At 61.6% G+C, this 13769-nt stretch carries 12 protein-coding genes; 2 read left to right on the forward strand and 10 right to left on the reverse strand.

Annotation, left to right across the window (positions count from 1 at the left end):
- Positions 1–701, reverse strand: a 701-nt coding sequence (locus tag VA602_RS02445) for an ATP-dependent metallopeptidase FtsH/Yme1/Tma family protein (protein WP_323452378.1), incomplete at its 3' end; no start/stop codon positions are given.
- A gap of 203 nt (positions 702–904) precedes the next feature.
- A complete protein-coding gene (rlmE, locus tag VA602_RS02450) occupies positions 905–1531 on the reverse strand; it encodes a 23S rRNA (uridine(2552)-2'-O)-methyltransferase RlmE (protein WP_054892618.1) in 627 nt (208 codons plus the stop codon).
- 102 nt (positions 1532–1633) lie between these two features.
- Here rlmE and yhbY point away from each other — a divergent pair, with 102 nt between their 5' ends.
- Positions 1634–1942, forward strand: a complete 309-nt coding sequence (gene yhbY, locus VA602_RS02455) for a ribosome assembly RNA-binding protein YhbY (protein ID WP_054892619.1) — start codon at positions 1634–1636, stop codon at positions 1940–1942.
- Positions 1943–1954: 12 nt separating this feature from the next.
- On the opposite strand, the gene VA602_RS02460 is transcribed toward yhbY, so the two are convergent.
- The 8 genes from VA602_RS02460 to grpE all read right to left on the reverse strand — a co-directional run bounded on the left by VA602_RS02460 (position 1955) and on the right by grpE (position 12275).
- Entirely contained in the window at positions 1955–2404 is a 450-nt protein-coding gene (locus VA602_RS02460; RefSeq protein ID WP_081255198.1) for an MFS transporter, read from the reverse strand.
- A complete protein-coding gene (greA, locus tag VA602_RS02465) occupies positions 2382–2864 on the reverse strand; it encodes a transcription elongation factor GreA (RefSeq protein WP_162714345.1) in 483 nt (160 codons plus the stop codon). The genes VA602_RS02460 and greA overlap by 23 nt, the downstream gene beginning before the upstream one ends.
- Positions 2861–6082, reverse strand: a complete 3222-nt coding sequence (gene carB, locus VA602_RS02470; protein WP_125930812.1) for a carbamoyl-phosphate synthase large subunit — start codon at positions 6080–6082, stop codon at positions 2861–2863. The genes greA and carB overlap by 4 nt, the downstream gene beginning before the upstream one ends.
- Before the next feature lie 106 nt (positions 6083–6188).
- Positions 6189–7325: a glutamine-hydrolyzing carbamoyl-phosphate synthase small subunit gene (gene carA, locus VA602_RS02475; protein WP_054892621.1), complete on the reverse strand. Its 1137-nt coding sequence runs from the start codon at positions 7323–7325 to the stop codon at positions 6189–6191.
- Between the two features lie 222 nt (positions 7326–7547).
- Positions 7548–8354 (reverse strand): 4-hydroxy-tetrahydrodipicolinate reductase, encoded by an 807-nt coding sequence (gene dapB, locus VA602_RS02480; protein WP_063542722.1) that lies wholly within the window; start codon positions 8352–8354, stop codon positions 7548–7550.
- 13 nt (positions 8355–8367) lie between these two features.
- Positions 8368–9492: a molecular chaperone DnaJ gene (dnaJ, locus tag VA602_RS02485; protein ID WP_054892623.1), complete on the reverse strand. Its 1125-nt coding sequence runs from the start codon at positions 9490–9492 to the stop codon at positions 8368–8370.
- A 201-nt stretch (positions 9493–9693) separates the two neighbouring features.
- Positions 9694–11619: a molecular chaperone DnaK gene (gene dnaK, locus VA602_RS02490; RefSeq protein WP_054892624.1), complete on the reverse strand. Its 1926-nt coding sequence runs from the start codon at positions 11617–11619 to the stop codon at positions 9694–9696.
- Between the two features lie 101 nt (positions 11620–11720).
- A complete protein-coding gene (gene grpE / locus VA602_RS02495) occupies positions 11721–12275 on the reverse strand; it encodes a nucleotide exchange factor GrpE (protein WP_054892625.1) in 555 nt (184 codons plus the stop codon).
- Between the two features lie 180 nt (positions 12276–12455).
- Here grpE and recN point away from each other — a divergent pair.
- Positions 12456–13769, forward strand: a 1314-nt coding sequence (gene recN / locus VA602_RS02500) for a DNA repair protein RecN (protein WP_323452379.1), incomplete at its 3' end; no start/stop codon positions are given.

Consider the following 13769-nt stretch of genomic DNA (forward strand, 5'->3'; position numbering starts at 1 on the left):
CGGCTGGCACCAACACCGACGAACATTTCGACGAAATCGGAACCGGAAATGGTGAAGAACGGCACTTTCGCCTCACCGGCAATGGCCTTGGCCAGCAAGGTCTTACCGGTACCGGGCGGGCCGACCATCAGCACGCCACGCGGGATACGACCGCCCAGGCGCTGGACTTTGCCTGGATCACGCAGGAACTCGACCAGCTCGCCAACTTCTTCCTTGGCTTCGTCGCAACCCGCGACATCGGCCAGGGTGGTTTTCACCTGGTCTTCGGAGAGCAGGCGCGCCTTGCTCTTGCCGAAGCTCATCGGCCCGCCCTTGCCGCCCGCACCGCCTTGCATCTGGCGCATGAAGAACATGAACACGGCGATGATCACGAGGATCGGGAAGCTGGCGACCAGCAGCTGGGTCCAGATGCTCTGCTGTTCAGGTTGCTTGCCTTCGATCACGACATGATTGTCGACCAGGTCGCCGATCAGGCCGTTGTCGGCAATGGCCGGACGAACGGTCTTGAAGTTGTCGCCATCGGTACGCTTGCCGGTGATGACGGCGCCGTCGACGGTCACACGCTCGACCTTACCGTCCTTGACCTGCTGGATGAAGTCGGAATAGTTGAGGGTCTGCGGCTCGTTAGGGCTGGAGAAGTTGTTCATCACCGTCACGAGGACAGCCGCGATGATCAACCACAGGATCAGATTCTTTGCCATGTCGTTCAATTAGCTACCCTCTGAGGTCGGCGCACGACGCAGCCGTGCCTCGCATGATATTCACCGCCCTAACTTACTACATTACCTGCGCATCCGCAGGCACCGTCTGTAACCCTTTGTGAAACCTAGACTACACGAAGTTCGGACGATCCTGAGGCCGCGGCCGATTGGAAATAACTATCGGCCAGCCCGCAAGAGCCCGCTCACTCGCCCTTGTACCCCCTGGCCAGCAAGTACTGTTCACGGGACCGATCCCGAGAGGACGACGGCTTGCGCATCTGCACCTTGTCGAACTTGCTGCGCACGTCCTTGAGGTACACATCGAAGCCTTCTCCCTGGAAAATCTTGATCAGGAAGTCACCACCGGGCTTGAGCACACGGGTTGCCAGATCCAGGGCGAGTTCGCAAAGGAACATGGCTCGCGGCATGTCCACAGCGGGCGTACCACTCATATTGGGGGCCATATCGGAAATCACAAGGTCCACATGCGAATCGCCGACCGCCTGGAGAATCTGCTCGAGTACCGAATCCTGGGTGAAATCGCCCTGGATGAAGGTCACGTCAGGGATCGAGTCCATTTCCAGGATGTCGGAGGCAATCAGACGTCCTTGACCACCAATCAGACGACTGGTCACCTGCGACCACCCCCCCGGTGCAGCGCCAAGATCGATAACGCTCATGCCGGGACGAATGAGGCGATCCTTTTCCTGGATCTCCAGCAGTTTGTAGCTCGCACGCGAGCGGTAGCCGTCCTTCTGCGCCTGCTTGACAAAAGGATCGTTGAAATGCTCTCTCAGCCAGTTATGGCTGCTTTTGGAACGCTGCGCCACGGGGCACCTCGATGATTAGCGTCGTGATTGACTGGGCGGAGCCAGTGGCCCTCGGGTAAAATGGCCACCAATTTTACAGAATCAGACGAAAAGGGTCAGATTATGCCGCTCAATAACGAGCAGAAGAAACAGTACAAGTCTATTGGTCACGACCTGAAACCGGTCCTGATCGTTGCCGGTAACGGCCTGAATGAAGGTGTGATCGCCGAACTGGAGCGTGCGCTGGCCGATCACGAGCTGATCAAGGTCGAAATTCGCTCGGAAGATCGCGAAGAGCGCGCCGCCGCTATTGCCGAACTGTGCAAGGCAGGCCGTGCCGAGCTGGTACAGACCATTGGCAAGAAGGCACTGATCTATCGCAAGAACCCACAGCCGAACAAGCAGCTGTCCAACATCCACCGCTACAAGTAAAGGTGGCGCCGGTCAGTGGCGCGCCTTGCGCACCCTGACCGGGACCGGCTGGGCCACCAGCACGATGCCAGAAAAGCCCAGCACCAGGAAACAGAACATCTGCCAGCGCTCCCCTACGGAAATCCCGTAGCGCAGCGTGTAGTAGCCGACACAGGCACCAAAGCCGAGCAACAGCATCTGGCCGCGGAACTGCCGCCACCAGGCCGCCAGGCCATCCACCCTCGCCAGCACTGCCAACTGGGTCAACAGCCCGAGCAGCGCCACGCCGATCAACCAGCGATCGATCTGCCCGGCGATGTCCTGCACCAGTAATGGCGCAAGGCCGCTGACCTTCAGCGCCGGCACCAGCCCCACATGAAACACCCACAGGCCACCGACCCAGAATACCTGGGCCAGTTGCCAGAGGATGCCCTCGAGGGACGGCGCGCGCTGGCGCCGATCAGATGTGCTTGACTTCGACAATCTCGTACTCGACGGTGCCGCTCGGCGTCTTGACCACGACCGTATCACCCTCTTCCTTGCCAATGATGGCACGGGCGATAGGCGCGCTCGCCGAGAGCTTGCCTTTCTTGATGTCCGCTTCATCCTCGCCAACGATCTGGTAGGTCACCTGATCGCCGGTCTCGGTATTCTCCAGGTCCACGGTGGTCCCGAAAATCACCTTGCCGGTATGGGCGATGGTGGTGACATCGATCACCACCGAGTTCTGCAGACGGCCTTCGATGTCGCGGATACGCGCCTCGACCATGCCCTGCTCCTCACGGGCGGCGTGGTACTCGGCATTTTCCTTGAGATCGCCGAGCTCACGAGCCTCGCCGATCGCCTGGCTCAGACGTGGACGTTCGGTCTTGCTCAGGAACAAAAGCTCTTCTTCCAGGGCGCGAGCGCCCTGGACGGTCATCGGGTACTTGGTAATGCTCATGCTTTGAGTCCTGCATGCAGATCCTGCAGGCGACGAACGGTCTTCTCGGGACCGAATTTCAGCGCCTCGCAGATGGCTTCACCTGCCGCAATGGTGGTCGTGCAGTAGATCTTGTGCTGCAGCGCATTGCGACGAATCGAGTAGGAATCGGCGATCGATTGGCGGCCTTCGGTGGTGTTGATGATCAGCGACACTTCGTCGTTCTTGATCATGTCGACCACGTGCGGACGACCTTCGGTCACCTTGTTCACACGGCGCACTTTCAGGCCAGCCGCTTCGATAACCTTGGCGGTGCCGGCAGTAGCAACCACTTCGAAGCCCAGGGCGATCAGGTCGCGGGCAACGCCAGCCACTTGTGGCTTGTCGTCGTCACGCACGCTGATGAACGCGGTACCGCCGGTCGGCAGCACTTCGCTGGCACCCATCTGGGCCTTGGCGAAGGCTTCACCGAAGCTGTCACCGACACCCATGACTTCACCGGTCGATTTCATCTCAGGGCCGAGGATCGGGTCAACCCCTGGGAACTTGGCGAACGGGAAGACGGCTTCCTTGACGCTGTAGAAGTTCGGGATGATTTCCTGGGTGAAGCCCAGCTCCTTGAGGGTTTTACCAGCCATGACGCGGGCCGCGATCATCGCCAGCGAGGTGCCGATGCACTTGGACACGAACGGTACGGTACGCGAGGCGCGCGGGTTGACTTCGATCACGTAGATCTTGTCGCCCTGCAGGGCCAGCTGCACGTTCATCAGGCCGACAACGCCCAGTTCCAGGGCCATTTTCTTGACCTGTTCGCGGACTTCGTCCTGTACTTGCTGGCTCAGCGAGTAAGGTGGCAGCGAGCACGCCGAGTCACCGGAGTGAACGCCAGCCTGTTCGATGTGCTGCATGATCGCGCCGATCACCACGTCGGTGCCGTCGCAGACAGCGTCCACGTCCATCTCGATGGCGCAGTTGAGGAAGTGGTCGAGCAGGACCGGGCTGTCGTTGGACACCTGGACCGCTTCGCGCAGGTAGCGCTTGAGCTCGTCCAGCTCGTAGACGATCTCCATGGCGCGACCGCCCAGGACGTACGACGGACGCACGACCAGCGGGTAGCCGATGCCACCAGCAGCGTTGATGGCTTCTTCTTCGCTGCGCACGGTGGCGTTTGGCGGCTGCAGCAGGTTCAGGCGCTGCACCATCTGCTGGAAGCGCTCGCGGTCTTCGGCGCGGTCGATGGCGTCCGGGCTGGTACCGATGATCGGCACTCCGGCTTCTTCCAGGGCACGGGCCAGTTTCAGCGGGGTCTGGCCGCCGTAATGGACGATCACGCCCTTCGGCTTCTCGACGCGGCAGACTTCCAGCACGTCTTCCAGGGTCAGCGGCTCGAAGTACAGGCGATCGGAGGTGTCGTAGTCGGTGGAGACGGTTTCCGGGTTGCAGTTGACCATGATGGTCTCGTAACCGTCTTCACGCAGGGCAAGGGCTGCGTGTACGCAGCAGTAGTCGAACTCGATACCTTGGCCGATACGGTTCGGGCCACCACCCAGGATCATGATCTTGTCGCGGGTCGACGGGTTGGCCTCGCACTCTTCCTCGTAGGTGGAGTACAGGTAGGCGGTGTCGGTGGCGAACTCGGCCGCGCAGGTGTCGACGCGCTTGTAGACCGGGAACACTTCCAGCTTGTGACGGTGACGACGCAGGTTCTTGTCAGTGATGCCGAGCAGCTTGGCCAGGCGCTGATCCGAGAAGCCCTTGCGCTTGAGGCGCAGCATGTAGTCCTTGTCGATGGCCGACAGGGCCAGGGTCTTGACCTTCTCTTCTTCCTTGATCAGATCTTCCATCTGCACCAGGAACCACAGGTCGATACCGGTCAGTTCGAAGATTGCTTCGATCGTCATGCCCGAGCGGATGGCGTCAGCCACGTACCAGATGCGCTCGGCGCCCGGTACGGTCAGTTCGCGTTTGAGGATGCTGGAGGCATCGGCGCTGGCCAGGTCGACTTTCGGGTCCAGGCCGCAGGCGCCAACTTCCAGGCCGCGCAGGGCTTTCTGCAGGGACTCCTGGAAGGTACGGCCAATGGCCATGACTTCACCGACCGACTTCATCTGGGTGGTCAGGCGGGCGTCGGCTTTCGGGAATTTCTCGAAGGCGAAGCGTGGCAGTTTGGTAACGACGTAGTCGATGGACGGCTCGAAGGACGCCGGAGTACGACCACCGGTGATGTCATTCTGCAGTTCGTCAAGGGTGTAGCCGATGGCCAGCTTGGCGGCGATCTTGGCGATCGGGAAGCCAGTCGCTTTCGAAGCCAGGGCGGACGAGCGCGAAACCCGCGGGTTCATCTCGATCACGACCATGCGACCGGTGTTCGGGCAGATACCGAACTGCACGTTGGAACCGCCGGTTTCGACGCCGATCTCACGCAGCACCGCCAGCGAGGCGTTGCGCATGATCTGGTATTCCTTGTCGGTCAGGGTCTGTGCAGGAGCAACGGTGATGGAGTCACCGGTGTGCACGCCCATCGGGTCGAAGTTCTCGATGGAGCAGACGATGATGCAGTTGTCCTTCTTGTCGCGGACCACCTCCATCTCGTATTCCTTCCAGCCGATCAGCGATTCGTCGATCAGCAGTTCCTTGGTCGGCGACAGGTCCAGGCCACGGGTGCAGATTTCTTCGAATTCTTCACGGTTGTAGGCGATGCCGCCACCGGTGCCACCCATGGTGAACGAAGGACGGATGATGCACGGGAAGCCCAGTTTCTCGAGAACCGCGTAGGCCTCTTCCATGCTGTGGGCGATACCGGAGCGCGGGCACTCCAGGCCGATGTCCTTCATCGCCTTGTCGAAGCGCGAACGGTCTTCGGCCTTGTCGATGGTGTCGGCGTTGGCACCGATCATCTCTACACCGAACTTTTCCAGAACGCCGTGGCGCTCCAGGTCCAGGGCACAGTTCAGTGCCGTCTGGCCGCCCATGGTTGGCAGCACCGCGTCAGGGCGCTCCTTTTCGATGATCTTGGCCACCGATTGCCACTTGATCGGCTCGATGTAGGTGGCGTCGGCCATGGCCGGATCGGTCATGATGGTAGCCGGGTTGGAGTTCACCAGGATGACGCGGAAACCTTCCTCGCGCAGGGCTTTACAGGCCTGGGCGCCGGAATAGTCGAATTCGCAGGCCTGGCCGATCACGATCGGGCCAGCGCCGAGAATCAGGATGCTTTTGATATCTGTACGTTTTGGCATGGTTGTCACTCAAATCCGCGGGTCAGTCGGCAAGCCGTCTTGAACAATCTGGGTCAGGCGCTTCCGGACGCGGCGCGTGCCGGTCCGGGGCCTTGATGCAGGATGCTCAGCGGCGCTTGGCCATGGCATCGATGAAACGATCGAACAGTGGCGCGACATCGGTCGGGCCTGGGCTCGCTTCAGGGTGGCCCTGGAAGCTGAACGCGCTCTTGTCGGTACGCTCGATACCCTGCAGGGTGCCGTCGAACAGCGACTTGTGGATGGCGCGCACATTGCCCGGCAGGGTGGCTTCGTCGACGGCGAAACCGTGGTTCTGGCTGGTGATCATGACCACACCGGTATCCAGGTCCTGGACCGGGTGGTTGGCACCGTGGTGGCCGTGCCCCATCTTGACGGTCTTGGCACCGGAGGCCAGGGCCAGCAACTGGTGGCCGAGGCAGATGCCGAACACCGGAGTCTCGGTCTCGAGAATCTCTTTGATCGCCTGGATCGCGTAGTCGCACGGCTCGGGATCGCCAGGGCCGTTGGACAGGAACACGCCGTCAGGGTTGAGGGCCAGCACTTCGCTTGCCGGCGTCTGGGCAGGTACCACGGTCACGCGGCAGCCGCGAGCAACCAGCATGCGCAGGATGTTCAGCTTGACGCCGTAGTCGTAAGCAACGACATGATACGGCAGCTCGGACGCTTCGAGGGTCGGGTGGCTGTCGGTCTTCAGCTCCCAGACGCTGGAACGCCACTCGTAGCGCTCCTTGGTGCTGACCACTTTGGCCAAATCCATGCCCTTGAGGCCAGGGAAGGCACGTGCAGCCGCGATGGCGGCCTCTTCGCTGATATCGTCACCGGCCAGAATGCAGCCGTTCTGTGCGCCTTTCTCACGCAAAATGCGGGTCAGGCGACGGGTATCGATACCGGCGATGGCCACGACATTGTTGGCCTTGAGGTAGTCCGGCAGGGACTGGGTGTTACGCCAGTTGCTGGCCAGCAGCGGCAGGTCGCGAATCACCAGGCCCGCGGACCAGACGCGATCGGACTCGGCGTCTTCAGCGGTGGTGCCGGTATTGCCGATGTGCGGGTAAGTCAGGGTAACGATTTGCTGGGCGTAGGAAGGGTCTGTAAGGATTTCCTGGTAGCCGGTCATAGCGGTGTTGAACACCACCTCACCAACGGTTTGCCCGTCGGCCCCAATGGCCTCACCGCGAAAAATGCTGCCATCAGCAAGGGCGAGTATGGCTGGCTTTGTCAAGAAGACCTCCCGTAAATGACGCATGAAGGGGCGATCGCAGGTTGCAAAAAAGCGGAGTGCCGTATGGATACGTCACCCCGCTTTTATGTGCTGAATTCAATTCTCTGCGCGCTTTTAGTGGATACACTAAAGCTGTAGTTTACAGAAAAGTGAGGTTTCGGTCTACCGCATATGTGCCTCTAAAACACATGATTGCGACAGAACGACGTCGGCAGTGACGGCTCAATGCAGTTCGAGCACATCCTGCATGTCGTACAGCCCAGGCTCGCGCCCATCGAGCCACAGCGACGCGCGCACGGCCCCCTTGGCAAAGGTCATGCGGCTCGAGGCCTTGTGGGTGATCTCGACACGCTCACCCTCTGCCGCGAACAGCACGGTGTGATCGCCGACCACATCCCCGGCACGCACGGTGGCAAAACCGATGGTCTCGCGCTTGCGCGCGCCGGTCTGGCCTTCACGACCATAGACAGCCACTTCCTGCAGATCGCGCCCCAACGCCTGGGCAACCACCTCTCCCATGCGCAGCGCAGTACCCGACGGCGCGTCGACCTTGTGCCGGTGGTGAGCCTCGATGATCTCGATGTCCACCTCGTCACCCAGCACCCGCGCAGCAGTATCGAGCAACTTCAGGCACAGATTGACGCCAATGCTGAAGTTGGCAGCGAAGACGATCGGAATCTCCTTGCCCGCCTCCGCCAGCAGGGCCTTTTCGTCCTGCGAAAAACCGGTGGTACCGATGACCATGGCCTTGCCTGCCTTGCGGCAGAACGCCAGGTTCTTCAGGGTCACCGAGGGGTGAGTGAAGTCGATGAGCACATCGAACTCGTCGGCGACCTTGGTCAGATCATCGGAAATCGGTACGCCGATACGGCCCAACGCCGCGAGCTCGCCGGCGTCAGCCCCCACCAGGGTGCTGTCCGGGCGATCGATCGCTGCCGTCAGGCCCGCCTGGGGAGCCTGCTGCTGCACGGCTTCGATGAGGATCTTGCCCATCCGCCCTGCCGCACCCATCACTGCAATACGTCGCATAGCCTGTTCCTTGTCAGAGATCGCCGAAGAAGCGCTTCATACCCTCGAACCAACCACTGGCCTTGGGCGAATGGGAGCTGTCGCCATCGAGCGAATCACGCAGTTCTTCAAGCAGCTCGCGCTGGCGGCGACTCAGGTTGACCGGTGTCTCGACCGCGACGCGGCACAACAGGTCGCCCGCCGCACCACCACGCACCGGCGCCACGCCCTTGCCGCGCAGGCGGAACTGCTTGCCGGTCTGGGTGCCTTCCGGGATCTTCAGCTTGACCCGGCCGTCCAGCGTCGGCACTTCCAGCTCGCCACCGAGCGCCGCATCGGTGTAGCTGATCGGCACTTCGCAATACAGGTGCTTGCCATCGCGCTGGAAGATCGAGTGCTCACGGACACTGATGACCACATACAGGTCGCCGGTCGGGCCACCATGCGCCCCGGCCTCGCCCTCGCCAGACAGGCGGATGCGATCACCCGTATCGACACCCGCCGGCACCTTGACCGACAGGGTCTTGTATTCCTCGACACGGCCTTCGCCGTGGCAGGAGTTGCACGGGTCGGTGATGATCTTGCCCGAGCCATGGCAACGCGGGCAGGTCTGCTGCACCGAGAAGAACCCTTGCTGCATGCGCACCTGACCGATACCGCCGCAAGTCGGGCAGGTCGACGGCGTCGAGCCCTTCTTGGCGCCGGTACCATCGCACGGCGCGCAGTTGACCAGCGTCGGCACACGGATATTGACCGTGGTGCCACGCACCGCTTCTTCCAGGTTCAGCTCGAGGGTGTAGCGCAGGTCACTGCCGCGCTGGGCGCCGCCACGACCACCGCCCCGGCCACCGCCGAAGAAGTCGCTGAAGACGTCGCCGAAGATATCGGAGAAGTTGGCGCCGCCGAAGCCGGCACCACCGCCACCCATGCTCGGGTCGACACCGGCATGGCCGTACTGATCGTAGGCGGCGCGCTTGCTGGCGTCGGAGAGCACTTCATAGGCCTCGTTGGCCTCCTTGAATTTCTCTTCCGACTCTTTGTCGCCCGGGTTGCGGTCTGGGTGAAACTTCATCGCCAGGCGGCGATAGGCCTTCTTGAGGTCACCTTCGCTGGCGCCGCGCTCGACACCCAGGACCTCATAAAAATCACGCTTTGCCATAGGTCATTTGCACTCTTGAGGGCTTTCGGCATCTGTGCACCGTGCCGTCAGCACCTGCCGCAACACGCCTGATGCGCCCTGACAGATGCTGGAAATATTTCCCGTGTTCCAGACACGCCAACGCGGGAGCAAGCCCCCGCGCGGCGACATCCTACCAGTTCACCGACCAATGGCGATGAACTGGCCGACAACATGCAAGCATTACTGCTTGTTGTTGTCTTTCACTTCCTCGAACTCGGCGTCAACCACGTCATCGTGCTTGGCTTCCGGCTCGGCCTGCTGGGCGCCGCCTTGAGGCTGCTGAGCCTGTTGCTCGGCATACATCTTCTGGGCAACTGGCGCGGAGACTTTGGACAGCTCCTCGACCTTGGCGTCGATGGCGGCCTTGTCGTCGCCCTTGACGGCGGCTTCCAGGGCAACCACGGCAGCTTCGATCGCAGCCTTTTCCTCGGCAGTAGCCTTGTCACCGGCGTCGACGACCATCTTGCGGGTCGAGTGAACCAGCGCATCACCCTGGTTGCGGGCAGCGGCCAGCTCTTCGAACTTGCGGTCTTCCTCGGCGTTGGCCTCGGCGTCACGCACCATACGCTCGATCTCTTCGTCCGACAGGCCGGAGTTGGCCTTGATCACGATCGACTGAGCCTTGCCGGTGGCCTTGTCTTTCGCGCCGACGTGCAGGATGCCGTTGGCGTCGATGTCGAAGGTCACTTCGATCTGTGGGACGCCACGCGGAGCTGGCGGGATGTCCGACAGGTCGAACTTGCCCAGCGACTTGTTCTGCGCGGCCTGCTTGCGCTCGCCCTGCAGGACGTGGATGGTCACTGCACCCTGGTTGTCGTCGGCAGTCGAGAACACCTGCGACTTCTTGGTCGGGATGGTGGTGTTCTTCTCGATCAGCGCGGTCATCACGCCACCCATGGTTTCGATACCCAAGGTCAGCGGGCTGACGTCGAGCAGCAGGACGTCCTTCACGTCACCGGCCAGTACGGCGCCCTGGATGGCAGCACCCATGGCAACGGCTTCGTCCGGGTTGACGTCCTTGCGCGCTTCCTTGCCGAAGAAATCGGCGACCGCTTTCTGTACCAGCGGCATACGGGTCTGGCCACCGACCAGGATCACGTCGTCGATCTTGCTCGCATCGATACCGGCATCTTTCAGGGCGATGCGGCAAGGCTCGATAGTACGGCTGACCAGGTCTTCGACCAGCGACTCCAGCTTGGCGCGGGAGATCTTCACGTTCAGGTGCTTCGGACCGGTTGCATCAGCAGTGATGTACGGCAGGTTGACGTCGGTCGACTGGGCGGAAGACAGCTCGATCTTGGCCTTTTCAGCGGCTTCTTTCAGACGCTGCAGCGCCAGCGGATCGTTCTTCAGGTCCATGCCGGACTCTTTCTTGAACTCGTCGACGAGGTAGTCGATCAGGCGCATGTCGAAGTCTTCGCCACCCAGGAAGGTGTCACCGTTGGTGGCCAGTACTTCGAACTGATGCTCACCGTCGACTTCGGCGATTTCGATGACCGACACGTCGAAGGTACCACCACCCAGGTCATAGACGATGACGGTGTGGTCGCCCTTGGCCTTGTCCATGCCATAGGCCAGTGCAGCAGCGGTCGGTTCGTTGATGATGCGCTTGACGTCCAGACCGGCGATGCGACCGGCATCCTTGGTAGCCTGGCGCTGGCTGTCGTTGAAGTAGGCCGGAACGGTGATGACCGCTTCGGTGACAGGCTCGCCGAGGTAGTCTTCGGCGGTCTTCTTCATTTTCTTCAGGACTTCGGCGCTGATCTGCGGCGGAGCCATTTCCTTGCCAGCAGCCTCGACCCAGGCGTCACCGTTGCCGGCCTTGACGATCTTGTACGGCACCAGCTTGATGTCTTTCTGCACGACGTCTTCTTCGAAGCGGCGGCCGATCAGGCGCTTCACTGCGAACAGGGTGTTGTGCGGGTTGGTGACGGCCTGGCGCTTGGCCGACTGGCCAACCAGGATTTCGCCGTCGTTGGCGTAGGCCACGATCGAAGGGGTGGTACGCGCACCTTCGGCGTTCTCGATGACCTTGACGTTACCGTTTTCCAGAATGGAGACGCACGAGTTGGTCGTCCCCAGGTCGATACCGATGATTTTGCCCATGTTAACTCTCCCGAAACTTGAATTTGGTAGCAGCGACTACTTTGGCCAACTGCGGTAATACTTGAAGGCTTGACACCTAGATGGGGATGCCCCGGTGGATTTCAAGCCTTTTCATCGATGGAAGGCTGGGGCGCTGCCGGCGCCTTGCTGACCACCACCATGGCGGGGCGCAGCAGACGACCGTTGAGCAGATAACCCTTCTGGAACACGTTGAGCACGCTGTTCGGCTCTACCTCGGCGTTTTCCTGCATGGCCATGGCCTGGTGATGCTCAGGGTTGAATGGCTGGCCATGAGGATCGACGGCTTCGAGGTTGTAGCGCTTGAGCGTGTCCTGGAACATCTTCAGGGTCAGCTCGACACCTTCGCGGATCTGCTTGACGTTTTCGTCATCGGCGCTGGAGTGGGTCAGGGCCAGCTCCAGGCTGTCGATCACCGGCAGCAGGTCGCCAGCGAATTTCTCCAAGGCGAACTTGTGAGCCTTCTCGACATCCTGCTCGGCACGACGGCGGATGTTCTGCAGGTCTGCCGCCACACGCAGCGACTGGTCCTTGGCGGCGGCCAACTGCTCCTCGAGCACCTGGACGCGGGCACCGAGGTCTTCGGATCCGGCTTCTTCGGCGTTAAGGTTTTGTTCATCCAGCTGTTCGTCAGCCATCGGTGCTCTCCTCCGCAATTTCTGGTTACAGGTCATGCCTGCCTTGTCTGCCGGTTATATGGGGTCGGAAAAATCAGGTTCAAGGGGCAAGCGGCATTTCCACATTCAACAGGCGGGCATTGGCAGACGCGAAAAAAGTACTGTATAAATAACCAGACACGACCTTCGGGAGCGGCCCTCATGCTGGTGCACCTGTCCATTCACAACTACGCCATCGTCGAGCACCTCGACCTTGAACTCGCCCGCGGGATGTCGGTGATCACCGGCGAAACGGGGGCCGGCAAGTCGATCATGCTGGACGCGCTCGGCCTGGCGCTGGGCGATCGTGCCGACAGCGGCGTGGTGCGCCCGGGCGCCGACAAGGCCGACCTGCTTGCCACCTTCGACCTGATCGACATCCCCGAAGCCCGCACCTGGCTCGCAGAGCGCGACCTCGACAACGACGGCCCATGTATCCTGCGCCGAGTGATCACCGCCGAAGGCCGCAGCCGCGGCTACATCAACGGCACCCCTTGCCCGCTCGGCGACCTCAAGGCACTCGGCGAGTTGCTGATCGACATCCACAGCCAGCACGAACACCAGTCGCTCCTCAAGACCGACACGCATCGTCGCCTGGTCGACGAGTACGCCGGCGCCGCCGACCTCGCCCGCCAGGTGCAATTGGCGGCCCAGCGCTGGCGCCAGACCCGCCTGGAGCTGGAGCGTCTGTCCAACTCCGGCGACGAGCAACGCGCCCGTCATCAGCTACTGAGCTACCAGCTCGAAGAGCTCGACAACCTGGGCCTGGGCGAAAACGAGCTGGAACAGCTTGAGCACGAGCACAAGAACCTGACCAATGCCGAAGCCCTGTTCGGCATCTGCCGACAGGTCATCGATCAATGCAGCGAAAGCGACTCCGGCAACGTGCTCAGCGCCCTGACGGTCAGCCTCAATCGCCTGACCGCCGTGAACAACGCCCCCAAGGCATTGGGCGAGGCCGTCAATCTGATCGCCAGTGCGCAGATCCAGATCGAGGAAGCGGTTGGCGAGCTCAACCGCTTCCTCGACAACTTCGACGCCGACCCTCTGCGCCTGCAGGCGCTGGAAGAGCGGCTCGACACCCTTTATACGCTCGCTCGCAAGCACCGCGTGCACCCGAGCGAGCTGCCACACCTGCAACAGCGCCTCATGGAGGAGCTCGAAGGGCTCAACGCCAGCGATGAATCCATCGAGCGCCTGGGCGGCGAACTGGCCGCCTATGCACAGCACTATAAAGAGAAGGCCGTCGAGCTCAGCAACCTGCGCCGCCAGGCCGCAGCGCAGCTGGCGGTGGCGGTCGAGCAGGAGATCCAGCGCCTGGGCATGCCTGGCGGGCGCTTCTGCATCGAGCTGTCGCCCAACGAGAGCGATGAGCTTTCGCCCCACGGGCTGGAGCAGGTCGAGCTGCTGGTCAGCGCCAACCCCGGCCAGCCGCTCAAGGGCCTGGCCAAGGTGGCGTCGGGAGGCGAGCTGTCA

The organism is Pseudomonas machongensis (assembly GCF_034961125.1).
Classification (GTDB): domain Bacteria; phylum Pseudomonadota; class Gammaproteobacteria; order Pseudomonadales; family Pseudomonadaceae; genus Aquipseudomonas; species Aquipseudomonas machongensis.

What these genes read in the sequence shown, in the direction of transcription:
- greA (WP_162714345.1), bottom strand. Translation starts at nt 2,864, where the DNA reads ATGAGCATTACCAAGTACCCGATGACCGTCCAGGGCGCTCGCGCCCTG.
- dapB (WP_063542722.1), bottom strand. Translation starts at nt 8,354, where the DNA reads ATGCGACGTATTGCAGTGATGGGTGCGGCAGGGCGGATGGGCAAGATC.
- dnaJ (WP_054892623.1), bottom strand. Translation starts at nt 9,492, where the DNA reads ATGGCAAAGCGTGATTTTTATGAGGTCCTGGGTGTCGAGCGCGGCGCC.
- yhbY (WP_054892619.1), top strand. Translation starts at nt 1,634, where the DNA reads ATGCCGCTCAATAACGAGCAGAAGAAACAGTACAAGTCTATTGGTCAC.
- carB (WP_125930812.1), bottom strand. Translation starts at nt 6,082, where the DNA reads ATGCCAAAACGTACAGATATCAAAAGCATCCTGATTCTCGGCGCTGGC.
- dnaK (WP_054892624.1), bottom strand. Translation starts at nt 11,619, where the DNA reads ATGGGCAAAATCATCGGTATCGACCTGGGGACGACCAACTCGTGCGTC.
- grpE (WP_054892625.1), bottom strand. Translation starts at nt 12,275, where the DNA reads ATGGCTGACGAACAGCTGGATGAACAAAACCTTAACGCCGAAGAAGCC.